At 55.6% G+C, this 25,257-nt stretch carries 25 protein-coding genes and 1 other RNA gene; 9 read left to right on the top strand and 17 right to left on the bottom strand.

Annotated elements, in window-relative coordinates; genetic code table 11:
* Window positions 1–45 precede the first annotated feature (45 nt).
* The 3 genes from GFER_RS10830 to GFER_RS10820 all read left to right on the top strand — a co-directional run bounded on the left by GFER_RS10830 (window position 46) and on the right by GFER_RS10820 (window position 2,946).
* Window positions 46–1,665 (top strand): fumarate hydratase, encoded by a 1,620-nt coding sequence (locus tag GFER_RS10830; RefSeq protein ID WP_040099366.1) that lies wholly within the window; start codon window positions 46–48, stop codon window positions 1,663–1,665.
* A 253-nt stretch (window positions 1,666–1,918) separates the two neighbouring features.
* Window positions 1,919–2,332, top strand: coding sequence for a YbaN family protein (locus tag GFER_RS10825; protein WP_040099364.1), 414 nt, complete (start codon window positions 1,919–1,921; stop codon window positions 2,330–2,332).
* A gap of 83 nt (window positions 2,333–2,415) precedes the next feature.
* Complete coding sequence (locus tag GFER_RS10820; protein WP_040099362.1) at window positions 2,416–2,946, top strand: FKBP-type peptidyl-prolyl cis-trans isomerase; 531 nt, start codon at window positions 2,416–2,418, stop codon at window positions 2,944–2,946.
* A 274-nt stretch (window positions 2,947–3,220) separates the two neighbouring features.
* Here GFER_RS10820 and GFER_RS10815 read toward each other — a convergent pair whose 3' ends face one another.
* The 10 genes from GFER_RS10815 to GFER_RS10770 form a co-directional block, all read right to left on the bottom strand.
* The gene (locus tag GFER_RS10815; RefSeq protein ID WP_040099360.1) at window positions 3,221–3,415 is read right to left on the bottom strand and encodes a rhodanese-like domain-containing protein; all 195 of its coding nucleotides are present in this window, start codon (window positions 3,413–3,415) and stop codon (window positions 3,221–3,223) included.
* Between the two features lie 48 nt (window positions 3,416–3,463).
* Entirely contained in the window at window positions 3,464–3,904 is a 441-nt protein-coding gene (locus GFER_RS10810; protein ID WP_052446294.1) for an acyl-CoA thioesterase, read from the bottom strand.
* A 50-nt stretch (window positions 3,905–3,954) separates the two neighbouring features.
* Window positions 3,955–4,770: a bifunctional DNA-formamidopyrimidine glycosylase/DNA-(apurinic or apyrimidinic site) lyase gene (mutM, locus tag GFER_RS10805; protein ID WP_040099358.1), complete on the bottom strand. Its 816-nt coding sequence runs from the start codon at window positions 4,768–4,770 to the stop codon at window positions 3,955–3,957.
* An 18-nt stretch (window positions 4,771–4,788) separates the two neighbouring features.
* A complete protein-coding gene (locus tag GFER_RS10800) occupies window positions 4,789–5,250 on the bottom strand; it encodes a hypothetical protein (RefSeq protein ID WP_040099357.1) in 462 nt (153 codons plus the stop codon).
* Window positions 5,251–5,252: 2 nt separating this feature from the next.
* Window positions 5,253–6,116 carry an ABC transporter permease gene (locus GFER_RS10795; RefSeq protein WP_040099356.1) on the bottom strand — a complete coding sequence of 288 codons (864 nt, stop codon included), beginning with the start codon at window positions 6,114–6,116 and terminating at the stop codon, window positions 5,253–5,255.
* Window positions 6,113–6,751: a GspE/PulE/PilB domain-containing protein gene (locus GFER_RS10790; RefSeq protein ID WP_139172087.1), complete on the bottom strand. Its 639-nt coding sequence runs from the start codon at window positions 6,749–6,751 to the stop codon at window positions 6,113–6,115. The genes GFER_RS10795 and GFER_RS10790 overlap by 4 nt, the downstream gene beginning before the upstream one ends.
* A 16-nt stretch (window positions 6,752–6,767) precedes the next feature.
* Window positions 6,768–7,742, bottom strand: a complete 975-nt coding sequence (locus tag GFER_RS10785; RefSeq protein ID WP_040099354.1) for an ABC transporter permease — start codon at window positions 7,740–7,742, stop codon at window positions 6,768–6,770.
* A gap of 82 nt (window positions 7,743–7,824) precedes the next feature.
* Entirely contained in the window at window positions 7,825–9,438 is a 1,614-nt protein-coding gene (locus GFER_RS10780; RefSeq protein ID WP_040099351.1) for a peptide-binding protein, read from the bottom strand.
* Window positions 9,439–9,461: 23 nt separating this feature from the next.
* A complete protein-coding gene (locus GFER_RS10775; protein ID WP_040099349.1) occupies window positions 9,462–10,238 on the bottom strand; it encodes a LolA family protein in 777 nt (258 codons plus the stop codon).
* A 1-nt stretch (window position 10,239) separates the two neighbouring features.
* On the bottom strand, window positions 10,240–11,958 hold the full coding sequence (locus GFER_RS10770) for a tetratricopeptide repeat protein (RefSeq protein ID WP_139172085.1): 1,719 nt from the start codon (window positions 11,956–11,958) through the stop codon (window positions 10,240–10,242).
* 169 nt (window positions 11,959–12,127) lie between these two features.
* On the opposite strand from GFER_RS10770, the gene GFER_RS10765 reads away from it, so the two are divergent.
* From GFER_RS10765 to GFER_RS10745, 5 genes are all read left to right on the top strand, one after another.
* Complete coding sequence (locus GFER_RS10765) at window positions 12,128–13,696, top strand: bifunctional aminoglycoside phosphotransferase/ATP-binding protein (protein WP_040099346.1); 1,569 nt, start codon at window positions 12,128–12,130, stop codon at window positions 13,694–13,696.
* Window positions 13,693–13,914 (top strand): hypothetical protein, encoded by a 222-nt coding sequence (locus GFER_RS10760; RefSeq protein WP_040099344.1) that lies wholly within the window; start codon window positions 13,693–13,695, stop codon window positions 13,912–13,914. The genes GFER_RS10765 and GFER_RS10760 overlap by 4 nt, the downstream gene beginning before the upstream one ends.
* Before the next feature lie 9 nt (window positions 13,915–13,923).
* Complete coding sequence (locus GFER_RS10755) at window positions 13,924–17,136, top strand: SpoIIE family protein phosphatase (RefSeq protein ID WP_040099343.1); 3,213 nt, start codon at window positions 13,924–13,926, stop codon at window positions 17,134–17,136.
* A gap of 148 nt (window positions 17,137–17,284) precedes the next feature.
* Window positions 17,285–17,620, top strand: a complete 336-nt coding sequence (locus GFER_RS10750) for an STAS domain-containing protein (RefSeq protein WP_040099341.1) — start codon at window positions 17,285–17,287, stop codon at window positions 17,618–17,620.
* 19 nt (window positions 17,621–17,639) lie between these two features.
* Window positions 17,640–18,065 (top strand): ATP-binding protein, encoded by a 426-nt coding sequence (locus GFER_RS10745; protein ID WP_040099340.1) that lies wholly within the window; start codon window positions 17,640–17,642, stop codon window positions 18,063–18,065.
* Between the two features lie 105 nt (window positions 18,066–18,170).
* Here GFER_RS10745 and lgt read toward each other — a convergent pair whose 3' ends face one another.
* Window positions 18,171–18,947, bottom strand: a complete 777-nt coding sequence (gene lgt, locus GFER_RS10740; RefSeq protein WP_040099600.1) for a prolipoprotein diacylglyceryl transferase — start codon at window positions 18,945–18,947, stop codon at window positions 18,171–18,173.
* The gene (locus GFER_RS10735; RefSeq protein ID WP_052446293.1) at window positions 18,944–19,915 is read right to left on the bottom strand and encodes an RluA family pseudouridine synthase; all 972 of its coding nucleotides are present in this window, start codon (window positions 19,913–19,915) and stop codon (window positions 18,944–18,946) included. Before GFER_RS10735 ends, lgt begins: the two co-directional genes overlap by 4 nt.
* A 223-nt stretch (window positions 19,916–20,138) precedes the next feature.
* On the opposite strand from GFER_RS10735, the gene ssrS reads away from it, so the two are divergent.
* A non-coding RNA gene (gene ssrS, locus GFER_RS19875) (6S RNA) lies at window positions 20,139–20,325 on the top strand.
* Window positions 20,326–20,590: 265 nt separating this feature from the next.
* Here the strand turns inward: ssrS and GFER_RS10730 are convergent.
* The 5 genes from GFER_RS10730 to cmk form a co-directional block, all read right to left on the bottom strand.
* Complete coding sequence (locus GFER_RS10730) at window positions 20,591–20,881, bottom strand: integration host factor subunit beta (RefSeq protein ID WP_040099338.1); 291 nt, start codon at window positions 20,879–20,881, stop codon at window positions 20,591–20,593.
* A 17-nt stretch (window positions 20,882–20,898) separates the two neighbouring features.
* Entirely contained in the window at window positions 20,899–21,786 is an 888-nt protein-coding gene (sppA, locus tag GFER_RS10725; protein WP_040099336.1) for a signal peptide peptidase SppA, read from the bottom strand.
* A 69-nt stretch (window positions 21,787–21,855) separates the two neighbouring features.
* Complete coding sequence (locus GFER_RS10720; RefSeq protein WP_040099334.1) at window positions 21,856–23,595, bottom strand: 30S ribosomal protein S1; 1,740 nt, start codon at window positions 23,593–23,595, stop codon at window positions 21,856–21,858.
* A gap of 109 nt (window positions 23,596–23,704) precedes the next feature.
* Window positions 23,705–24,544 carry a 4-hydroxy-3-methylbut-2-enyl diphosphate reductase gene (ispH, locus tag GFER_RS10715; protein WP_040099597.1) on the bottom strand — a complete coding sequence of 280 codons (840 nt, stop codon included), beginning with the start codon at window positions 24,542–24,544 and terminating at the stop codon, window positions 23,705–23,707.
* A gap of 11 nt (window positions 24,545–24,555) precedes the next feature.
* Window positions 24,556–25,239: a (d)CMP kinase gene (gene cmk, locus GFER_RS10710; protein WP_040099332.1), complete on the bottom strand. Its 684-nt coding sequence runs from the start codon at window positions 25,237–25,239 to the stop codon at window positions 24,556–24,558.
* Window positions 25,240–25,257 lie beyond the last annotated feature (18 nt).

Below are 25,257 nucleotides of genomic sequence, written 5' to 3'. Positions count from 1 at the left end.
GCACCGCTGCCGACTACAATTCCCATGAGCAAAGGAGAGAAGAAGATGCCGGATTTCGTGTACCAGGAACCTTTTCCGCTGGGCAAAGACGAAACCAAGTACCGCCTGCTTCCCGAGTCGCAGAAGTACGTCAGCACAACAAATTTCGACGGCCAGGAAATTCTTAAAGTTGTGCCCGAAGGCTTGAGCGTGCTGGCTAACCAGGCATTTCGCGATGTCTCCTTCCTGCTGCGTCCCGAACACAACGAGCAGGTCGCCAAAATTCTCTCCGACCCCGAAGCTTCCATGAACGACAAGGGGGTAGCCGTCGCCTTTTTGCGCAACGCCGAGGTTTCGGCCAACTTTGAATTGCCCTTCTGCCAGGATACTGGCACCGCCTGCATCGTCGGCAAAAAAGGCCAGAAAGTCTGGACCGACTGCAACGACGCGGAAATGCTCTCCCAGGGGGTTTACAAAACCTACACGGAAGAGAATCTGCGCTACTCGCAAACCGTTGCCCTCGATATGTACACCGAAAAGAACACCGGCACCAACCTTCCGGCGCAGATCGATCTCTATGCGGCCGAGGGCAATGAGTACAAATTCCTTTTCGTCGCCAAGGGTGGCGGCAGCGCCAACAAGACCATGCTCTACCAGGAAACCAAGGCCCTGCTGACGCCCGAAAAGCTTGAAAAGTTTCTCGTGGAAAAAATGAAATCCCTGGGCACCGCCGCTTGCCCCCCCTACCACATCGCATTTGCCATCGGTGGCACTTCGGCCGAGACCTGCCTGAAGACGGTAAAAATGGCCTCAACCAAGTATTATGATTCTCTGCCCACCACGGGCAACGAGCACGGCCAGGCCTTTCGCGACGTCGAGCTGGAAGAAAAGCTGCTCAAAGCGGCACAGAAACTGGGCATCGGCGCACAATTCGGCGGCAAATACTTCGCTCATGACATCCGCGTCATCCGCCTGCCCCGCCACGGCGCCTCCTGCCCGGTAGGCATGGGTGTCTCCTGCTCCGCCGACCGTAACATCAAGGCCAAAATCAACAAGGAAGGGCTGTGGGTCGAAGAAATGGACAGCAACCCCGGCCGCCTGATTCCCGACGCCTATCGGCGCAAGCACGACCACGGCGTCAAGATCGACCTCAACCAGCCCATGGAGGCGATGCTCGCCGAACTGACCAAGCATCCCGTGGCCACTCCGCTGCTGCTCACCGGCACCATCGTCGTCGGGCGCGACATCGCTCATGCCAAGTTCAAGGAACTGCTTGACGCCGGCAAGCCCCTGCCCGACTACCTCAAGAAGCACCCCATCTACTACGCCGGACCGGCAAAAACGCCTAAAGGAAAACCCTCGGGTTCCTTCGGCCCCACCACCGCCGGACGCATGGACAGCTATGTCGACCTGCTGCAAAGCAACGGCGGCTCGCTGATCATGATCGCCAAGGGCAACCGCAGCCAGCAAGTCACCGATGCGTGCAAAAAGCACGGCGGCTTCTACCTGGGCTCCATCGGCGGCCCCGCCGCGCTGCTGGCCGAGGAAAACATCAAGAAGGTCGAATGCATCGACTATCCCGAACTGGGAATGGAGGCGGTGTGGAAAATCGAAGTGGTCGACTTCCCGGCCTTCATTCTGGTCGATGACAAGGGCAACGACTTCTTTAAGCAACTTGGTTGCTGACATTTAAGCCCTGATCGCAAAAAAGCCCCGGAAGCGGTACCCTAGCTTCCGGGGCTTTTTTTATGCACTCTTGACAAGAGTCAAAGACACAGTCGCGATCATCGCTTATACTGCTTGCAAAACTCAGATCAGTAGGCGCGGATAAACATAGAAAAGGCTGGATCGAGGTGGATTTTCTTTTTACTCTGTGTCATTGATGTATCCGCGATTATCCTGAAAATCTGCACCCTCTGATCTCATGCTGAAAAAACCTATGACTCCTGTCGATCAACCAACCCCTGAGCCCTTACGAGCCCGAGCGCTGAAACTGGCGCTCCTCGCCGCCGGGCTCCTCAGCACCGGACTTGGCGTCCTTGGCATCTTCCTGCCACTGCTGCCGACCGTGCCCTTGTTGCTGCTGGCCGCAGCCTGCTTTGCACGCAGTTCCGAAAAATTCTACAACTGGCTCATCGGCCATCCGCGCCTCGGGCCAATGATCAACGGCTATCTGGAAGGTGAGGGGATTCCTCTACGCGCCAAGATCAGCGCCATTACCCTGCTGTGGATCAGCATCTCCATTTCCGCTCTGCTGGTGGTGCCTATAACTTGGGTCAAAGCACTGCTTTTTCTCATCGCTTCGGGCGTAACCCTCCATCTTCTGCGGTTGCCGACCAGGGAAACCGGCTGATCGCACCGCACTTTCCCTTGCTCCTGAATGGGCATTCGCGCTAGAATTCTCGGACCTTATACCAACACTGAAAGGATCAATTCATGACCCAGGTAAAAACCGGCGACCGGGTAAGGCTGCACTTTATCGGTCGCCTTGATGACGGAACCATTTTTGAATCCTCCGAAGACTGCAACGATGATGATTGCGGCTGCGAAGGTGAGCACGAAGGTCAGGGCTGCGGCAGCACTGAAGATGATTGCGGCTGTGAGGCCGAACCTCTGGAGTTCACTGTCGGTGCCGGCGAAGTTTTCCCCGCCATCGAGCAGGCCATCATCGGAATGAGTCCGGGCGAAAGCCGCACCGTACGTCTGGAAGCCGCGGACGCCTATGGCGAGCGCAGCGCTGAAATGGTTTTTGAAGTGCCGCGTAGCGACCTGCCCCCGGATATGGACCCCGAAGAAGGTGAAATGCTTGAACTCGCCGGCGATGACGATGAGAATGAGGATGAGGGATTTCCCGTATGGGTGGCAGCGGTCAGTCCCGACAGCATTACCCTTGACGGAAATCATCCCCTGGCCGGCAATGCACTAAATTTCGAATTCGAGCTTGTCGAAATTCTGCCCGGCAACTAATCGCAACCCAACCCTTTTTAAACAAGAAAAAAGCCTGCCCCCACGGCAGGCTTTTTTCTTGTCAGAAACGTCCGGAAGCTTGGCCTAATGTTGACCTTCTCATGAGTACCCTTTATGGGCAACCCCGGGCAAACTCAAGGAGACCTGAGGCTCGCTAAATCAGCTTAAAGCCCGCTTCCTGCCATCCTTTTACGCCACCCAGCAAAGCTTTAGCGTTTTCGTAACCCTGCTTGCGGTATTCGGCCGCCAGACCGGCAGCACTGTGTTCCGCTGTTCAGGCGCAGTAAAAGATGATCTCCGTGTCTTTCGAAATTTCACCAAGGCGCGCCTCGAAATCCTGCCGCGACAGGGCTCCTTCCAGGTGATTTTGCGAAAACTTCTCCGGCTCGGCGTAAGCACAAACCAGCAATCCTGAGCCGTTCTGTACCTTGCTTCGTGCTTCTGCGGGGCTGATACGGGGGACAGGCATGATGACCTCCGTTTTGTCCGTTGTCTGTTGTCTGTTTTATCTATAAGCTTAGCACTTCTCGGGCGGATTGCGTGGATCGAGTCTCTCAAACCGAGCCAGGGACTCTTTGAACGCGGCGGGCAGGCGGCGTGGTTTGCGAGCCTGATAATCGAAGGCGACCAAGGGCGTGGTGCCTTCGGCGACCAGTTCGCTGCCGCGTTCAATACGGTACGCAAGCTCAAAGGACGAGCGCCCTAACAGGTGGGTCCGCACGCCGATATTCAGATCCTCACCGTGAAACATTTCCGCATGATAGTGCACGTGGGATTCGGGCATGATCAGGCCGCAGCCGTTGCCGATATCGAGTTCGGAATAGGGGCCGAGAGCGGCAAGATAGGCAATGCGGGCATCCTGAAAGTAGTTGAGCACCGCAGCATTGGAGACATGACCGCCGTAGTTGATGTCCACGACGCGCACTTTGTACGGCATGACAAAAGAAAAATTCTCCATTCCTTGCTCCCTTCCCCGCAACATCACGCAATGCGCTCTCCGCGCCGGGATCAGCGCTGACAACTGCGACAGAAAAAGCTTGAACGCTGTCCGATGGTGGCCACCGCCAAGGGCTTTCCACAGCGGGGGCAGGGTTCGCCGCGGCGACCGTAAACTTGAAGCTGCACACGGAAATAGCCGGGACGCCCCTCGCCGTCGACAAAATCGCGCAGAGTGGTGCCGCCCGCCTCAATGGCCTCAGCCAAAACCGCCTTGACGGCTTGGGCGAGCCTCTCGTAGCGCAGGCGCCCGATGCCGCCTGCCGCTCGATCGGGACGAATACAAGCGCGGAACAGGGCTTCGCTGGCGTAAATATTGCCGACGCCGACCACAATTCGGCTGTCCATAAGAAAGGATTTAACTGCCAAACTGCGCCCCCGCGCCCTGGCCCACAGGTAGGCGCCGTCAAAAGTTGCATCCAGGGGCTCAGGGCCCAGTCCGGCCAGCAGGGGATGTTGCAAGGGGTTCTCGGCAGTCCACAACAGCAGGCCAAAGCGGCGCGGATCAGTGAAACGCAGCACCCGCCCGTCGTCCAAGTCCATATCCACATGATCGTGCTTGTGGGCCGGTTGCGACGAGTCGACCAGCCGCAAAACCCCCGACATGCCCAAGTGCAGTATCATCCAGCCGACATCGGTCCCAAACAGCAGATACTTGCCGCGTCTCTGAATCTCATGAACCAATGCGCCGCTGAAGCGGTGCTGAAGGTCGCTGGGAACCGGTTGTCGCAGACCTGCATTACGCACCAGAATCCGTGTTATGCGGCGTCCGCGAACGTGGGGCGCCAAGCCACGACGCACGGTTTCGACTTCGGGAAGTTCAGGCATGGATGTTCCGCAAGGAGGTTAGAAAAACAGCCGAGGATGCAATTTATCGAAATCGAGAAAGCGAATTTTTTCGACGGGGCCATCAAATTCGCTGCGTTCCATCTTCTGGCTGGAGTGATAGCGCCAACCTTGCTCGGTAGCGAAAAAGCGCGCCATTTCCAAAGTTTCGATCTGCCCTTGCGTAACCTCGACGGCCTGATGAAAGATCAGATGAAATTCTTCAGCGCTCACCAGGCGCGATGCCAGCACCCGGCAAAACCGAATCCGAAAATCGCGCCGCAGATGCGCCCATGCATAGCGGATGTAGTCATCGCGATCGGGAAACTGTTCGCGAAAAAAAGACTCGGCATGATAGCTGTCATAGACCAGGCCAAACTCACCGAGGCGAAAAGCCCGAACCCGCAGAGCAAGAATGTCCACCGGTTCCAGATCCGAACTCAACGCCAAGGTTCCGGAAACCTTATCCGTCTCATCACTCATCACTATTCCTTCAGTCGCGGATCCAGGGCGTCGCGGATACCTTCGCCGAGCAGGTTGTAGCCCAGCACCGTAAGAAGAATCGCCACTCCGGGGAACACGGAGAGCCACCAGGCGGTGCCCAGAGTCTGCTTGCCTGAAATCAGCATATTGCCCCAGGACGGCGTCGGTGGCTGGACGCCTATCCCCAGAAACGACAGGGCACTTTCGGTGAGAATCGCCCCGGCGACCCCCAGGGTGGCGGATACCAGCACGGGTGAGAGGGCGTTGGGCAGCAAATGGCGAAAGATAATGCGCCCATCGGAGGCTCCCAGGGCCCGCGCCGCCTGAACAAAATCACGCTCGCGCAGAGAGAGAAACTCTGCGCGGACCAGGCGCGCCACGCCCATCCAGCCGGTCAAGCCGATGATGATCATGATGTTCCAGATGGACGGCTCGAGAAAAGCGATTACCGCCAGAATCAGGAAAAATGTCGGAAAGCACAGCATGATGTCGACAAAGCGCATGATGACGCTGTCGGTCCAGCGTCCGTAATAGCCGGACAACGCACCCAGGACAATGCCGATGAGGGTAGCGATGCCCACCGCGACAAAACCGACCAGCAGCGAAATGCGCGCCCCGAAGAGAATGCGCGCCAGAACATCACGGCCGAGATCATCTGTACCGAGGGGATGAGCCCAACTCGGCGGCAGCAGGGCCAGGGTGATGTCGATGTGCGCGGGATCCTTCCACAAGGGCGCGACGATCGCCAGGATAAACATGAAAGCGACAATGCTCGCCCCGGCCATGGCCATGCGATTGCGCCGCAGACGCTGCAAAAAAACATCGCGCAAAAAAGAGGATCGATTTAAATCGGGAATGGCGCTCATTGCAGTGACCTGGCCTCCTCGACACTGAGCACCCCTTTGCGGACCAGCAATTCGACCAGGCGGTGCAGACGATCAGCCTGAGCATCGCTCCAGGGCCTTGCTGCATCCGCGGACGGCTCAGAGCGCCCACTTGCCAGAAGAATCTGATCCAGGGCTTCAGAAAGGGAACTTTCATCTTCGCCGCTGAGAGCGCTGTAATAGGTGTCGATGGCCTCGCGGATGGAATCCTCGCTAGCGAGGGCCGGTCGAATGCGGCATCCGGTGAGGGCCTGCAACTCATCCGTCAAGCCAAGATTGGTGGGATCGCTCATGGCCACCAACAAATATAGCGCCCCGCCATGCTCCTTGCGCGCCACGGGAATTACGTTGTACTGGCGGGCCTTGCTCTCCGGCAGGGATCGGACGATGTCTTCCGAGAGGCGCCGTCGGCTCAAATCGATGCGGGTCACTTTCAGTTGCTCAGCCAGAAAATCCAGCAGGGTATCTTCGGAAATATATTTCAGAGCGATCAGGGCCGAGCCCAGGCGTCCGCCGCTACTGCGCTGATAGGACAGGGCCGATTTGAGCTGAATGGGGTTAATCAGTCCGGCTTCTTTGAGCATATTCCCAAGTTTCATAGGTTTTGCACGCAGCACGTTCGACTCCCGGGTTCTAGGTATTGCGGATGCGCGGATCGGCCAGGGCGTAACTGATGTCGGCAATCAGGTTACCGACCAGGGTCAGAACCGCACCTATGACCAGCACTCCCATGATCACTGGGTAGTCACGCATCATGACGCTGTCGAAGAACAGTTTGCCCATGCCGGGAATGGCAAAAATCGTCTCGAAAATCACGCTGCCGCCGATCAGGCTCGGTACCGACAGACCAAGGATTGTAATCACCGGCAACAGGGCATTGCGCAGGGCATGCTTGTAGATCACAACGCTTTCGGAGAGGCCCTTGGCGCGGGCGGTAAGAATGTAGTCCTGACGTACCACCTCAAGCATATTGGAGCGCATGTAGCGCGAAAATCCCGCCAGTCCGCCGAAGGCCGAAACGAATACCGGCAGCAGCAGATGATGGAGCCGGTCCCAGAGTTGCCCGCCCCAGCTCAGATACTCATAACCCAGGGAGCGAATTCCGGAGATCGGAAACAGACCTAGCCGCACCCCCAGATAATCCATGAGCAGCAGCGCAAGCCAGAAAGACGGCGTGGCAAAGCCGATAAAGACAAACACCGTGGTGATCCGATCGAAAAGGGAATTCTGACGCACCGCGGAAAGAATGCCGATGGGCGTGGCGACCAGCAGGATCAAGCCGATGGAGAGCACATTGATGAGAATGGTGATGGGCAGACGTTCGGCAATCTTCTCCATCACGGGACGCCGGTCCTGACTGAAGGATTCGCCGAAATCAAGAACCGCCAGGCGTTTGAGCCATAAGCCGTACTGCACCATCAGCGGCTTATCGAGATCGTACTGGGCGCGCAGGCGCTCTTTGAGCTCGACGCTGGCTTCGGGATTGAGTTCAACCTGCAGGTCGGTGGGTTCGCCCGGCGCCAGATGGATCACCACGAAGGAAATCAGAGTAATCCCCAGCAGCAGGGGAATCATCATCAACAGGCGTTTGGCCAGGTAGTGCAACATTGAGTTAATCAGCCAGAGTCATTGATTGAAAGGAATGTGTAGGGGCGGACTCAGTCCGCCCTCGGGCACACACCGGTGCGCCCTACCAGTCATACTTCTGTTCGCCTTCGGGTACATACCAGTGGATGAAATTGTAACCGATTCCCGCCGGTGCCGGTTCGATGCCGCGAAAGCGCCGGGCCACAACCGGCAGGGCATCGGGCACGAAGAGAAAAGTGTAGGGCTGCTCTTCGGCAAGAATTTCCTGGAAACGGTCGTAGTATTTTTTGCGCTCGTCCTGATCGAGGGTGCGGCGCCCCTTTTCCAGAAGTTCATCGACTTCGGCGTTTTCAAAACCGATGAAATTGAGTCCCCCCGGCCGGGCACTTGCGGAATGCCATACGGCATAGGCGTCGGGATCTGGGGGAATGGTCCAGCCCATGATGATGGCGTCGAAATTTCCGGGAGTGACGAACTCCTTGAGAAACGATGCCCATTCGATGACCCTGAGCCGCACGTCGATGCCGATTTCGCGCAACCGGCGCTGAACAATTTCGCCGGCCTTGATGCGCTGGTCGTTGCCCTGATTGGTCAGAATGGTAAAAGTAAAGGTTCGTCCATCCTTGTCGAGCAGCCCGTCACCCGTCGAGTCGCGCCAGCCGGCTTCGGCCAAAAGCTCCAAAGCTCTTTGGGGATCATAAGCATAGGTGCGCACATCGGGATTATGGGGCCAGGTGCCCGGCTTGTAAGGGCCGTGCGCCACCTGGCCGAGACCCAGGAGCACCCCGTCGACGAGTTCCTGCCGATCAATGGCATGCGAGAGCGCCTGGCGCACCCTTTGGTCCTGAAACAGAGGACGACGCAAATTATAACCGAGATAGACATAGCTTGAAGCCGGATAACGATATTTATTGAAGCGCCGTTGGAAGGTGGCCGTTTCGGTCTGGCGTGCGAACTGCAAAGGTGTAAGGCCCATCTGATCGATGTTACCCGCCTGAAGTTCGAGAAACATGGTGGTTGGATCCGGAATAATGCGGTAGATCACCCGCTTGATATAGGGCCGCCCCTCGAAATAATCAGGATTGGCCTCAAGCACCAAACGCTGTCCGCTCACCCATTCGACGAACCGGTAGGGGCCGGTGCCGATGGGGGCGCGCGCCAGAGGACTGCGGGTCACGTCTTCACCCGCGAGCAGATGGCGCGGATGAATGGAGAGCGCCCAACTGATCAGAGCCGACGCCAAAGGTTCGGCATAGTGCACGCGAAAAGTGTAGGGATCGGGCGCCTCGGCGGCAATCACCTGGAGATAGCGATCGGCATACGCGGTGGGTGTGTTCGGATCAACCATGAGTTCATAGGTGAACATCACGTCGGCTGAGGTAAAAGGCGCACCGTCATGCCAGGTGATGCCGCGCCGCAGGTTGAAAGTGAGGGTCAAGCCGTCCTCGGAGAACTCCCAGGATTCGGCCAATTCTCCCTCGATTTCGAGATTTTTGTCGTACCGCACGAGCCCGCTGTAAACCAGACCGTTGATGTCGGATGAAGCGGAATCACTGGCCAGGGCGGGAATCAGAGTGCTGGGCTCACCGATGCTGCCCTGAATGATGGTGTCGCCGTAAGTCGGCACGGTCGTGTCGTTTTCGTCCAGGACCACGCCGGCATCAGGTTTGCAGCCGAAGAGAACGGACAAAAACAAAGCGAAAATCACCAGGCGCATCTTTGGTCTCCGCAAGAATCGCATCAGGGAATGGGCAGAATCGGAACGCCATCAGGGGGCGTGAGGGAAAAACGCTCAACGGGAATGCTGGGATTGAGTTCTATATCGCGTAAATCAACCGTGGCCCGGGTACCAAGTTCCGGCATGCGCATTTCGATGGTCAAGGGAAAATCCCGCGAATTTTCTTCGCTGAATTGATCATAGCGAATCGTCATGTGCAAACTCGCGTCCTGATAGTAATTTGCTTCGCGCAGGCGCAGGCTACCGTCAAAAACCATCTCCTGACGCACCCCCGCAGCAGCTTCAAGAGTCAAGACATAGCCGCGCTGAGGTTCGATCTTCAGGCTGGTCCTGGTGTAGGCGATGACCGGGGGATCATAGAGAACAATGTGGACCAGATCCGCTACGTGCAGAGGGATGGGCACGAAGCGCTGAATATTGTGCAGGGTCGCCGCCCCGCGGTAAAAAGACCGGTCGCCAGGCAAATAAACGCTGAACATGTCGCCATCGGTCGCCGCCAGAAGGACCGGCTGACCGAAGGGGCTCAGAGTTTCGCTACGCAAACGATCAGGCTTTTCAACAAACAGAACCTGGTTGGCGCCCAGACGCCGCTCCGGATGAACGATGCGCACCCGGGCAAACCCTTCCAGAGAATGGGCAATCTCGGCATGTTGGGCAAGGCGCTCAAGCAAAGTCTGAACCAGAACCTCTGTCGGTTCGATCTCCGGCACGACGACTTTGGGGCGCGGCGCACAAGCCGTGAGCATAAACAAACTGAGGAGAAATAAAAAACGCAACAAATCAGAGCTCCTTCAACGCATCGAGTTTTTCCTGCACGCCTTGGGCAGTCTCGTCGATTTCGAGAACTTTGCGATAGGCCTCGACGGCTCTGTCATTCTGTCCAAGTTTGTGCAAAACATCACCGAGATGCTCCATGACGACAGGGTCTTGAGGCAATTCGCGTGCCGCCTTTTCAAGATAGGCCAGGGCCTCTTCATATTCACCACGCATAAAATAGACCCAACCGACGGTATCTTGAATATAACCCGCCGCCTTGAGAGCCAGAGCCTTTAGGGCCATGTCGAGGGCTTCATCAAGATGACGTCCGACTTCGGCATAATGGTAGGCAATATAATTGAGCGCATCGGCATGCTCAGGGTTAATTTCCAGCAGCTCGCGCATGGTCTGCACCGCGTCGTCCCAGCGCTCGAGCTTGCCCTGCAGGATCCCTTTGCGATAGAGAAGATTGGTATTTTGGGGATCAAGCCGGCGCGCTTCGGCCAAAACTTCAAGGGCCCCTTCGACATCACCTTGTTCGTCGAGCAAGGCGGACAGATACAGATGGTACTCCAGGCGCGCAGGGTCTGAGGCAAGGGCCTCTCTCATCATGTCCCGCGCCCGAGCCTCCTCCCCCAGGCGCTGATATAGATAACCCAGGTGAATCAGCGCCTCGCTGTAAAGGGGAGTCTCGGACGGCACCGCGGCGAAGGCCTCTACGGCCTCTTCGTAGCGTTGCTGCTGCTCAAGAGCGCTTCCCAGATAATAGCGCGCCTGATGATGCGCCGGCTCGATTTCTAGGATTCGCGCGAAAGCCTCTCCCGCATCTTCCCAAGCACCCTGCTCAAGAGCTATGAGACCTTCCTTGCGCCAAGCTTCGACATCGGCAGGATCGGCGGCGAGCAGTGTTTCAAGCTCGCGGCGTGCCTCACCGAGGCGACCCTCGCGAATGAGAACCCCGATGAGCAAATGACGCAATTGCGTGTTGTCGGGCGTAAACTCCAGCCCCTGTCGATAGGTCTCCGCCGCTTCGCGCCACCGCCCCTGGCTTTCAAGCAGACCACTCAACTCAAGGTAGGCTTTATCGGAATCCGGAAACCTTTCGATCATCTCGCGCAACACCTCTTCGGCAAACCCTTCCAGTCCGATTTCCTGGTAGAGTCGTGCAAGCATGAAGCGCGCGTTGAGCGAATCCGGATCCCTTGCCACCAGATCCTTGAGGGTTTGCGCCGCCTCTTCGCTCTCGCCCCGGCGGGCATGAACCAAGGCCAGGTTGAGATAAGTCTCTTCCCGGTCCGGGTCCAAAGCGATAGCCCGCTCATAGTGCGTGATGGCCTGCGCCGATTCTCCGGTTCGCAGATGCACCTCGCCGAGAAAAAGATGGGCAAGAAGCAAATCCGGATCGGCGATCAGAGCGTCCTCGGAGGCGCGCACCGCTTCTTCGAGATTGCCCTGGCGCAGATGCAAATGAGCCAGTTCAAGAAGAATGCCGCCGCGCTCGCTGCCCAAATCGGCAGCTTGGCGCAAAAAGTCTGCAGCCGTTGCCAGTTCACCCATTTTTGCGGCAAACTGCCCTTTGGCATAGGCTGCCAGAGCCCTGGTTTCGCCATCTCGGACTTTGGCACGGTAGGTAAAGGGGATTTCAGCGCTCCCGGAATCGGTGGGGCTTTTTACCGAGGCGGTCGCGGGGAGACATCCAGCCAGAAACAGGCAAAGAATAATCCCGGAAATTATTTTTTTCATTTTTGACAACACCCAAATGACTTGCCGGAAAGCCGGCGAAAAATTCCAGATATCATACGTCAGGCGGCAATGGGGGGTCAATTTGTTTCCCGCGCAGGCAAAATCTTTACAGCATTGCCGTTTATGCTAAAGTTTTGTGTGAATTCTAGCATTTAGCAGAGGGGGTAGAATGACTTCCGATATTGTCCATCAGGCGTTGATGCAACCGCAAGCCTATCCGGACGCCCCGGCAGAAATCGAATTCAAGGAGACTCATGTTTCGCGTCTCTACCTCACCCGTGACTTTGTCTACAAGATCAAGAAACCAGTCGATTACGGCTTTCTAAATTTCACAACCCTGGACCGCCGAAGGTTTTACTGCGAGGAAGAAGTTCGCTTGAATCGGCGCTTCTCGCCCGACACCTATCTGGGGATCAAGGAGGTTCGCCGTAGCTCCGAGGGCGTTCGCCTTGACGGTAGCGGCGAACTTCTTGATTATGCCGTGTGGATGAAGCGCCTGCCTGATGAACGCATGCTCGACAACCTGATCAAAGCCCGCTCTGCGGAACTACCGGCAACCATGGCCCCCCTCGGCGCCCTGCTTGCCCGCATCGAAGCTGATGCTGATATCTGCCGTGAAAACAGCGGCATGAGCAACCTTGAGGAGGTGCGACGCAACTGGCGGGAGAATTTCGAGCAAATCACCCCTTATACAGGACAAACTCTCTCCACCAGATCGTTGGAACTGTGCCGCAGCTATGTCGACGCCTTTGTTCAATCCCACCAGGAATTGCTGCTCCAGCGGGAACTGGACGGTTTTGTGCGCGATGGCCACGGCGACCTGCACGCCGAACATATCTGCCTGACCGATCCCATCCGCATCTATGACTGCATCGAATTCAACCGCCGCTTTCGCATCGCGGACGTGGCTGCCGATCTGGCTTTTCTGCTCATGGACCTAGAAGTCCGTGACCGCCGCGATCTGGCCGCGGAGTTGCTGGCGGGCTTCCAGCGCAATTCCGCCGCCGACCCCGATCTCGACATCCTGTTGCCGTTCTATAAAGTTTACCGGGCTTTTGTGCGCGGCAAAGTCGAGTCATTTCTGAGTGCCGACGAAACCGTCGCGGAAGCTCTGCGCACGGAGGCACGCCGTCAGGCGCGGCGCTATTTCAATCTGGCTTTGGGCTATTTGATGCAGCCGTGCCTGATTCTCACCTGCGGCCTCATGGGTAGCGGCAAAACGACTCTGGCCCGATCCCTGGCGTGGGCGACGGGTGCTGAAATCCTGCGTTCGGATGAAATTCGCAAGGAGCTTGCCGGCGACACCGGCAAAAAATCGTCTGAAGAAGGATTCGAAGAGGGGATTTATTCTTCCCAATGGACGCGCCGCACCTACGATACCTTGGCGCAACGAGCGACGGCAGCCCTGCACCAGGGCCGGATTGTGATTGCCGATGCCTCATTCGCCGACAGTGCGCAACGCCTTCGCTTTTTCGAGCTGGCTCACGTCGCGGGACGCCCTTGTTTCGTCCTCCACCTCACTTGCGATACGCTCGTTCTGGAAAAACGCCTGCGAGCGCGAACAGAAAAAGGGACAGATGTGTCCGACGGACGAATTGAACTACTGGGGCCGCAAGAGAAGGCTTTTGAGCCGCCGGCCGGCCCGCAGGTTCTTGAGATTGACGCAAGCGCCCACATAGATGACAATGTCGAATACATATTAGATGAAATCATCCAGCGGGCAGGGTTCCCGGCATGAAAAAAGCTCCGTCTTCCCACCTCCGAGAGTCTTGGGTACTGTTTTTCACCCTCGGGGTGGTCATGATCAATTTTCCTTTTATACATATTTTCAACAAGGATATCCTGATCTTCGGAATTCCCCTGTTGGTTCTGTATTTCCTTGCCGGGTGGCCGCTGTCGATTCTGGTAGTCTATATTTTTGCCCGCATCCTCGACAAAACAGAAAAGGATGAATAGCGCGACCACATGATAACTGTCGAATACGTCATTTTAATTACCCTGTCCTATTTCGCCCTGCTCTTCGCAGTCGCCTACTACGCCGACAAGCGCCGAGAGCAGGGCCGCAGCATTATCTCCAACTCCCATATCTACTCCCTGTCCCTCGCCGTCTATTTTACGACCTGGACTTTTTACGGCAGTGTCGGACGCGCCGCCACCTCGGGCCTCGACTTTCTTCCGGTTTATCTCGGTCCAACTCTTATTGCCTTTTCCTGGTGGTTTCTGCTGCGCAAAATGGTGCACATCAGCAAGGAGCAGAACATCGTCAGCATTGCCGACTTTATTTCCAGCCGCTACGGAAAATCGGCTCCCCTGGGAGCGATCGTCACCCTCTTCGCGGTGGTCGGCATCATGCCCTACATCGCCTTGCAGCTCAAAGCGGTTTCCCATACCTTTGAGCTGATCGTCCTGCATGGCGCGACCGAAGTCGGCGGGCACGGCGCTCTGCACTGGCTTCCCGCCAATCTGGACACCGCTTTCATTATCGCCGCGGTGCTGTCGCTGTTTGGCGTGATGTTCGGCGCCCGCACCCTGGACGCCGCAGCCCGCCACGAAGGCCTGGTCGCGGCCATCGCCCTGGAATCGCTTATCAAAATTGTGGCCTTCATGGCCGTGGGGATTTTCGTCACTTACGGCCTGTTCAATGGGTTCTCAGACATTTTCACACGTTTTTTGGAAACCTTTCCCGAACGCAAACACCTGATCATGCTCGGAACCGAGCAGATTCCCTATTCCAAATGGTTCACTCTGACATTCATTTCCATGATGTCGGTCATGTTCCTGCCGCGCCAATTCCATATCATGGTGATCGAAAACTCGGATGAAAAACACATCCGCAGTGCCATGTGGCGTTTTCCTCTCTACATGTTTCTCATCAATCTTTTCGTCCTGCCCATTGCCCTGGGTGGGTTGCTGCTCAGTGGCGGCGACACGACCAATGCCGACTATTTCGTCCTGCACCTGCCCCTTGAGGCCGGACACACCTGGCTGGCCATGCTGGTGTTTCTCGGCGGATTTTCCGCGGCAGCCGGAATGGTCATGGTTTCAGCGGTCGCCCTGGCGACCATGATTCTCAACCACCTGGTCATGCCGATTGTTTTGCGTCTGCACGTCCAGGCCAGCGACATTTCCGGACTCCTGATCAACATCAAGCGCCTAGCGATCGTGGCGGTGGTCTTTCAGGGGTACCTTTACTTCAAAATCATCGGCGACACGCTGGCATTGGTCAACATCGGACTGATTTCCTTCGTTGCCGCGACCCAGTTCGCCCCGGCGGCCATCGGCGGTTTATACTGGGAGCGCGCCAATCGCCGCGGTGCCATGGCCGGCATACTGCTCGGGTTCTGTGTATGGTTCTACACCCTGATGGTGCCTTCTTTCGTTCGCTCGGGCTGGATGGAGAGCGAAATTCTCGAACGCGGACTGTTCGGTTTAAGCATCCTGCGTCCGACCGAACTGTTCGGGCTCTCGGGCTTCGACCTCTGGAGCCACGCCTTGTTCTGGTCCATGTTTTTCAATCTCTCGGCCTATTTGATGTTCTCTTTGTTCACCCGGCGCAGCCGGCTGGAGGAAGAGCAGGCCGAGAAATTTGTCAACGCCTATGTCTACCAAGAAGAGGATCAGACCCGTAAGCGGATCAGCAAAGCGCCCTCAGTCATGGAATTTGTTGATCTGATGGCCAAGTTCATCGGCGAGAAGCAGGCCCATTCGTCAATTACCGAATATCTTGGCGATCGGGAAATAGACGAGCGCGGCGGACTTTCGGAATATGAGCTACCCAACCTGAAACGTTTCACCGAGCGCACCTTGGCGGGCTCCGTGGGAGCCGCTCCGGCACGGATTATTATCGAAAACTATCTTGCCGCGCGCGGCAGCAAAATGGAGGATGTTTTTGATATCTTCGGATCGGTGACACTCAGCCGCACCACCGGCCGCGAACAGCTCGGCGTACTCTACGAGGCTGCACGCATCGTGGCAAGCGGTGATCATCTCGACAACATTCTCGATCAAATGCTTGAACTTCTTGTCCAGCAGTTCAAGTTCGATCTTTGCGTCATCCGTATCCTGGATGATGAAAAAAACACCCTCGTGGTCCGCTGCCAGAAAGGCATGACCTCCGAACATCTGGGAGAGTCCGAGCGCGATATTTCTCTCGACACCTACATCGGCGAGGCTTTTTTGACCAACTCGGTTGTCAAAGCAAATGATACCGACTTTCTCGACAAACCTCACTCGGCACAGATCATTCATCGCGAAGGAATCAAATCCTTCGCCCACGCGCCCATCACCATCGAAGGCCAGCCGGTCGGTGTGCTTTCCGCCTTTTCGCGGTCGGTCAAGGGAATCTTCACGGATGAGTTCGTGGCACTTTTTCGCAGCTTGGCGGGGCAGATCGGGGTCGCTTGGCGCAACGCCATCCAGACCTCTAAACTGATCGATGCGCGCGGACGTGAGCGCGAACTCGAAATCGCCATGAACATCCAGATGAGCCTCCTGCCGACCAGCGTTCCGAATGTCCCCGGCATCGCACTGGCTGGAATCTGCGTGCCGGCCAGCCAAGTCGGTGGCGACTATTATGATTACCTGGTGCGTGATGACGACAGTCTTGATCTGGTCATTGCCGATGTCTCCGGCCACAATGTCGGGGCCGCACTGCTCATGGCCGAAACCCGCACCTTCATTCAGGCACGAGCACGGGGCATCCACACGCCGGACCAGATGATGGTTGAACTCAATCGTTTTTTCTACGACGATCTGACGCGCGCCGAACTCTTCATCACCATGTTTTATCTCAACTTCAACACAAATACCCGCAAGATCTGCTATGCCAATGCCGGGCACAATCCACCCTTGATCTGGCGCCGAAATCAGCGCCAATGCGAGGAACTCGATGCCGAGGGGTTGATTCTAGGGGTTAAATATGAGGTGGACTTCGCACAGGAGAAAGGACAACTTGACCCCGGGGACGTAATTCTGCTTTATACTGACGGAATCATTGAAGCGGAGAACGATCGCGGTGAATTTTTCGGTACCGAGCGGTTGTGTACCCTTTTGCACGAGTACCATGAGCTTGACCCTGACGCACTGCTCAATCAGATTCTCGATCAGGTGCGGCTGTTTACCGGTACCCAGAATTTTACTGATGATGTCTCCATGATCGTTATGCAGGTTAAATCCTGAGGAGCCGATAATGCAAAAACAGGCATGGCGCACCGAGAAGAGTTATGCTATCGTTATGATTGAACCAATTTAACTTCATATTGAAAATTCAATAGGCTGCGGCAAGCTGAAAACCCGCTGCGGCAGGCTCTATACAAAGGAGACTGTGATGATTTTGAAGGTTGAAGAAAAAGGTGAGGTGGTCGTTATCCAGGTCAAAGAAGAGCGCCTGGATGCCCATAACAGCGGCGAGCTCAAAAGCCAGATGCTGAGCCTGTTTGAGGAAAGCAAGAATCACCTCGTCATTGACTTGCAGGAAGTTCGTTTTGTCGACTCGTCGGGCTTGGGGGCCTTGGTTTCCGGATTTAAAAACGCCAGTGCCCGCAACGGCAACCTTAAACTCTGCGGGCTGCAGCCCCAGGTCAAGTCCATGTTCGAATTAACTCGCCTGCATCGGGTTTTCGAAATTTTCTCCGGCCTTGAGGAAGCTTTGGCGAGTTTTTAAAAGGCCTTTCGGGGGGCGTATGAAAAAAGAAAAAATCGAGGTGGATATCAAAGTCCCCAATCAGACCCGCTATCTCAGTCTGATCGGTAAGATTGGCGAGGATGTCGCCAGAACTTTAAAAAGATACAAGGGGGACCGGGAAGAGCTGGCCTACCATATCAATCTGGTATTGACCGAATCAATGACCAATGCCATCCGTCATGCTCACGAGGGTGATCCCAGTAAAGAAGTTCACATCACCATCACCATCCAAGACAAGGAACTCTGCATCAAAGTCTACGATCAGGGGCAAGGATTCGACATCAGCACCTTACCGGTGCCCGAAGTCCGCTGTTTGGAAGAACATGGCCGCGGCGTTTTCATCATCCATACCCTGATGGACAGCGTTAGCTATCGTAAATTCAACGGCGGGCACGTATTGGAAATGATCAAAGCCCTGCAATAGGCGCAATCGAGGCGCCTCGCGCTGCGCAAGGTTCCAACCCCCTGCCCTTAGGCTCGCACCTCCGGCGCCCAGCATTCCCCATCCTTCCCTGTTGACCCTTCAGCTTCAGACCTGTTTTTTTCTGCACCAGAAAATTCCGATCAATCCGGCCGCGATCATTGGAAGGGACAATAACTGCCCCATGGTCGCACCACCCCAGAGCAGCCCGAGATGTGCATCGGGTTCGCGGAAAAATTCCACGATAAAGCGAAAGAGGCCGTATAGGGCGACGAACGTGAAAAGGGGCACTCCGGCCCGGGCCTGGCGCCGGTGCAAAATGTAGAGAACCACTGACAGTACCAGCCCTTCGAGGACGGCCTGGTAAAGCTGACTGGGATGCCGGGGCAAGGGACCGGCACCGGGAAAAATCATGCCCCAGGGCATGTCAGTGGTGCGCCCCCAGAGTTCGGCATTGATAAAATTTCCCAACCTGCCAAAACCAAGGCCTGGGGCAGAAGCCATGACCAAGATGTCGCCAGTGAGCAAGAGGGGCAATTGTTTCTTATGTACAAACCAGACGGCGGCCACCACCACACCGAGCAGCCCACCGTGAAAACTCATTCCCCCTGTCCATATCGCGAAAATTTCCAGGGGATGACTGAGAAAATGCAGAGGGTTATAAAAAATTACATACCCAAGGCGTCCGCCGACAATGACCCCGACCACGGCATAAAAGATCAAATCCGATATATCGTCACGTTTAAGAGGCAGTCCCCGCAGCCGGCTGAGATGGGAAATCAGCAGATAGGCCACAAAAAAACCGAGGAGGTACATCATTCCGTACCAGCGTAGGGCCAACGGACCGATTTCTACGATTACAGGATCAATTTGAGGAAAATTCAACATGAGCTTTGTTCCTTAGGAGGCATAATTGCAATTGAGCTGCACCGCAAGCCGAGATGGGCCAAGAGTGCCTGCATGTCAGCAGCGATGGGGGCGCCCAATTGGAGGAGATCAGAACGGACAGGATGCCTTAATTTCAGTTGGTAGGAATGAAGCATATGGCGACCAACGGGAAAGTCCCCGACATGGTCAAATCCGCCATAGGCTGTGTCCCCGAGCAGCGGATGACCCAATTCGGCCATGTGCACCCGAATTTGGTGAGAGCGGCCGGTAGGGATGCGCACCTCGACCAGGGCCGTCTTTTCCCAGGCATGCACAACACGATACCGGGTCACTGCTTCACGCCCGCCACGTTCGACGGATTTCATCAGATTGTTGCGCCGACCGCGCGCCAGCAGTGAGCGGATTTCGCCCTGGCCTTGTGCTGGGACGCCCTGAACCAGTGCAAGATAGACCTTTTCGATCTCTCGTGAGGTCATGGCAAGGGTCAGGGCTTTGTGCGCCTGCGGGTGTACGGAGAATACCATGATTCCCGAAGTGTTACGATCCAAACGCTGGATCATGCCTAATTCCGGACGGCAATGGGGCCGAAAAGGATCCTGAAGAAAGCGCAGTAGCGCCTCATAGAGAGTCCCCTTATAGCGGGCATGGGTCGGCTGCGTATCAATACCCGCCGATTTGTCGACGGCGAGCAGGTGGCGATCACGATAAATAATGTGACGCATTTCCAGAGAAAAAGGTTCCAGAGGCAAGCCGTCAATAAAAACCTCTATTTGCGCACCGGCATTAACCTGGAAGGAACACCGGCAAGTACGCCGTCCATCGACATGCACACCGCCCAGGTCAATAAGGCACCGACAAACAGTACGCGAGCGCCCGGGCAGATGTGCTGCCATAACCTGGTCAAGGCGCCGACCAGCCTCTTCTGCCCTTACCTCAAAACGGTGCAACTCATTGCGATCCTTCATCAGGCTTTCCAGTCACCAAAACCTATACCCGGAATTTTTCACGGACTCTGTTTATAAATAATCAACCGCGACGCTTGCTGAAAAGTTACCAAATTTTCAAAATTCAGCCTGCCGCGAAAAACATTATCCCGAAAAACCCAACCAAAGCGAAGGTGAAAAAAAATCCCTCCCTATTGACAGATAAAAAACCTGTGTTACAGATAAGAGTAATGGATCTTTGAAAGTTTCTCTGGGATGCGCGATACGGACCTTATCGGGGTGACCAACATTTTTTGTGCAAAGCATCCGGCCAGTGATCATGGTGAGCCTGCCCATCATCGAGTGGGACGCCTGAAGTGATCCTCCGGTGAAATTCCGCGAATTTTTCAAGGTCACGACGACAAGCTGGCGATCGGCATTCCGGAGGCGAATAAGCAATTGGCAGGTCGCGGAGCAGCGGCAATGCCCGTAAAGTCTCACCCGCTTGAAGCAGCGACTTCCCAAATCAGGTGCAACGTTTGATCTTCCGGCGCTGGATTCACACGAAGTTGGTCCTGGAAGAAACAACAAGCGCCTGATAGCGGGTGAAGAAAGTGCTCCAGCGCATCTGCCAATTGCTTTCCAACACATAAAGCCCCGCAATCTGACGATCGCGGGGCTTTATGTAATTTCGGGTCCTAACGTCGCCGTGGCCTTTCAGCAGCAGGATCCGTTGTTTACTCTCTCCCGCAGTTCTTTTCCGGTCTTGAAAAAAGGGGTCTTTTTCGGCGGAATTTTCACAAGATCACCGCTTTTGGGGTTGCGTGCCTCACGAGCATCACGTTCGCGAATGGTAAAGGAGCCAAATCCGCGGATTTCAACACGATCGCCTCCAATCAATGCCTGGCTGATGCTGTCGAAAATAGTGTTAACAACCAGTTCGGCTTCTTTTTTACTCAAAGCCACATTCTCAACAGCCAATTGCTCAATCAACTCGCTTTTAGTCATGGTTTCATTTCTCCTGGTCAATTCCCCTGCCACAAATATTGCAGGCCATCGGCATTCTGCCCCTGCAGGCTCTGGCGCAATCGTGCCGCGCTTTCCTGAATCAGATAATCAAAGAGTTTAGGCTTTTCCGCCGCCGGATAAACGGTTCGGGGATCGCCCTTAATACCAGCCAATTCAGCAGCCAATTGGATGGCATCGCGCAAATTGCCCATTTCATCGACAAGCCCTAAGGACAAGGCCTGACGCCCGCTGAAAATACGCCCATCTGCAAGTGCGAGAATTTCGGCGTACTCCAGAGAACGACCTTGCGCCACGGCTGCCACGAACTGGTCGTGGACATCGTCGATAAGGGCTTGCAGGATTTGTGTATCTTCCTCGGTCATGGGGCGTACAGGTGATCCGATATCCTTGTGCTCCCCACTTTTAATCACCTGCGTCTTAAGTCCGATTTTTCCCAGAAGTTCCTGAAAATTAGTGAACTCCATGATCACCCCGATACTGCCGGTAATCGTTCCAGGATTGGCCACGATGCGTGTGGATGGTGCAGCGACATAATATCCTCCCGAAGCTGCAACCGACCCCATGGAGCTTACAACCGGCTTTATTTCTGCGGTACGTCGCACCTCCTCGAAAATTTCCTGAGATGGCCCTACTCCTCCTCCAGGCGAATCGATACGCAAAACAACAGCCTTGATGGAAGGGTCGTCACGGAATTTAACGATACTCTCGTTTATTTTTTCAGAGGATAAAATCACCCCGGTAATGGGAACCACCCCAACTCTGTCTCCGAGAGGAAACGAGGCGGAGCGCCCCGTCAGGCTGCCGACGGCGAGGATAATCAAAAAAAATACAAGGAAAATGGCGCCAAAAGTTGCAAGCGCCATCAGGAAGGGACGTTTATTCATAATTTCTTTCGGACCGAAGCGGATCCCCGGCGCACGGGCCGGGGATCCGGAGAGTCATCCGAAGGGGAATCAGTCTTCTTTTTTATCCCCGGCGGCCTTGCTCATGGCTCCCTGAAGCAGGGCGCCAAGGCTTGAGGTCGCCTCTTTCTGCGAGCCAAGATAGGCATCGACCTCGGCCTTTTCCTTCTGGTCGGAGATCTTTTTGATGGAAAGACCAATTTTACGGTCATCCATATCGACATTGAGCACCACCGCTTCAAGATCATCACCGACTTTGGCGAAATTCTTGGGCGAATCGACTTTTTCCTTGCTGATTTCAGAGACGTGAATCAGACCTTCAATCCCCTCTTCAATCTCAAGGAAGATGCCGAAATCGGTGACGGACGTGACCTGGCCCTTGACGATCGTACCGGGGCGGTAACGCTGGGGAATGGTTTCCCAGGGATCCGCGGCCAGTTGCTTGACGCCTAGGCTGAAGCGCTCGTTCTCGCGATCGATGTTGAGAACCACGGCTTTGACCGTGTCGCCCTTCTTATAAACTTCGGAGGGATGCTTGATCCGCTTGATCCAGGAGATGTCGGAGATATGCACCAAACCGTCAATGCCTTCATCGACCCCGACAAAGATACCGAAATCGGTGATATTCTTGACCTGTCCCTCAATAATGGTGCCGACCGGGAATTTCTCGCCGATGATATCCCAGGGATTGGGCTCAACCTGCTTCAGCCCCAGGGAAATGCGACGGTTATCGGCATCAACGGCGAGCACCAGAGACTCGACCTCATCACCGATATTGAGGATTTTGTTGGGGTGCTTGATGCGCTTGGTCCAGCTCATCTCCGAAACGTGAATCAAGCCTTCGACGCCTTCTTCAAGCTCGACGAAAGCACCGTAATCGGTAAGACTCACAACCTTGCCGACAACCCGCTCTCCCACGGGATACTTGCCGGAAGCTTCTTCCCAGGGATCCGGGGTAATCTGCTTAAGACCCAGAGAAACCCGCTCTTTTTCCTGGTCAAACTTAAGGATCTTGACATTGATGCGATCGCCGACATTGAGAATGTCGGAGGGGTGATTGACCCGGCCCCACGACATGTCGGTGATATGCAGCAAACCGTCGATACCGCCAAGATCGATAAAAGCGCCGTAATCGGTGAGGTTTTTAACAACCCCTTCGACAACTTTGCCTTCCTCAAGATTTTCGAGGGTTTTGCCGCGCATATTCTCGCGCTCGTCCTCAAGCAGTACACGACGCGACAACACAATATTTCCGCGTCTTTTATTGAGCTTGATGATCTTGAATTTGAAAACTTCGCCGATCATCTTCTCCAGATTGCGCACCGGCCGCAGATCAACTTGGGATCCAGGCAGAAATGCGTTAACTCCGATATCAACGGAAAGGCCACCCTTGATGCGCGACAGGATGCGACCCTCCACGACAGCATCTTCTTCCAGGCCGTTCCAGACCTTCTGCTGATCGGCTTTGCGCTTGGAAAGGCGAACCAGACCGGTTTCGTTGTCCGTGCCTTCGAAGAGCACATCGAATTCGCTGCCGACGCCGATGTCAGCGGCGACACCATCCTCGACAAACTCGTTCAGGGAGATGATCCCTTCCGATTTGTACCCGACATCAACCACGACGGAATCGGGATTCTTTTGCACCACGACCCCTTTGACGACTTCACCCGGCTTGAGCGCCTTATGCGTGCTGTCAAGGAGTTCGGCAAACGTTTCCGCGTCTTCCAACTCGTCGTCGCCGTCCATAAACTCGTCTTCGTTTTCGTTAAACTGACCCTTGTTTTCGACCATTAAAGCGGTTCCCCCTAGCGAATTTCCTGCCGCCGTTCGGCAGGTTTCCTTTGTTTCTCGAAACAATAGGACCGGAAAGTAGCATAAACTGAAGGAAAAAACAAACTCTTTAATTGGAGATCTTCTGAACCCCGAGGATCACCTCATCAATCAACCAGCGCGGAGTCGATGCACCGGCCGTAATCCCGACGGTTTCAACCCCTTCGAACCACTCCTTGCGCAGCTGCTCGGCGGTTTCGATATGCTGAGTGCGCGGCTGGATATCGGCGCAGATCTGCGCAAGGCGGGAAGTGTTGGCGCTGTTAAAACCACCGATGACAAGCACCAGGTCAGATCTGTGTGCGATTTCTTGCGCCTCGTCCTGGCGGACACTGGTTGCATCGCAGATGGTATTAAAGATTCGAAGTTCCTGACATTTATCAAGGCAGATAGCGGCGACCTGACGAAAAGTTTCAAAGGATTGCGTTGTCTGCGCGATGAGCCCTAGACGTTTGCGGCGCGAAATCGCCTCGGCCTCGGCCGCTGCCCCGACAACAAACACATCTCCACTCTCAGCATAAGAGAGAATGCCCTGCACCTCAGGGTGCTCACGTTCCCCGACCAGCACCACCGCATACCCCTCACGGCTCAGCAAGGCGGCATGGTCCTGGGCACTTTTAACAAATGGGCAGGTGGCATCCACCACTTCTAAATGGCGGTCGTTAATCTCTTTGAGTTCACCGCTGGTGACGCCATGGGAGCGAATGATGACCGCTCCCTCGGGGATTTCATTGACCCTATCAACCACCACCACGCCTTTTTCTTCGAGCTTTTTCACCAGTTGCGGCGAATGAATGATGGGGCCGAGGGAACAGATGCCGTCATGGGATTCGGCGGCCTCAAAAGCCATGCGAGTCGCACGCTTAACACCAAAGCAAAAGCCGGCACTGCGCGCCAGAAGAATGTTTATGGGCATACGCCTTACTCCTGCATTTTGCGGCGCGCGACCACCACCGCTTCCATACGCGCAACCACTTGATCAATACTCAGCCCCGTTGAATCGATCAGCACCGCGTCCGGCGCCTGGGCCAAAGGTGAGTGCTGTCGCGTACTGTCGGCGGCATCACGGGCTTCGACCTCAGCGATGGTTGTCTCCAGATCCACGTCAAGCCCCTTGCCCTTGAGTTCCAGATAGCGCCTACGACCTCGTTCCCGCGCTGAAGCGGTAAGAAAAAACTTGGCTTGGGCCTGGGGGAAAACCACCGTGCCTATGTCGCGCCCCTCAAGCACCACGCCCCCCACTTCGCCCATGCGCCGCTGAAGCTCCACCAGATTCTCGCGCACCTCGGATACCGAGGATACGCGCGAGGTCAGCAGGCTGACTTCGGGGGTACGAATGGCGCCGCTGACATCTTCGCCGTCAAGCAGAACCTGCTGCTCGTCACCAACGGGGCGGAATTCAATACGCAACGCCAGGCTCAATTCTGCAAGAGAAACCTCATCTTCGGCATCGATGCCGCGCCGCAATGCCGCCAGGGCAACGCAGCGATACATGGCCCCTGTGTCAATATGGGCAAAACCGAGGCGGCGCGCAAGAAGCTTGCTGATGGTGCTCTTGCCGGCTCCAGAAGGACCATCGATGGCGACAATGGGTTGTCTTTTCATTCCGTCCTTTGTCCTTTG

Origin of the sequence: Geoalkalibacter ferrihydriticus DSM 17813, from assembly GCF_000820505.1 — a bacterium.
GTDB lineage: Bacteria > Desulfobacterota > Desulfuromonadia > Desulfuromonadales > Geoalkalibacteraceae > Geoalkalibacter > Geoalkalibacter ferrihydriticus.
Note: the sequence above shows the minus strand (reverse complement) of the source record. Positions and strands in the feature narration are given on the sequence as shown.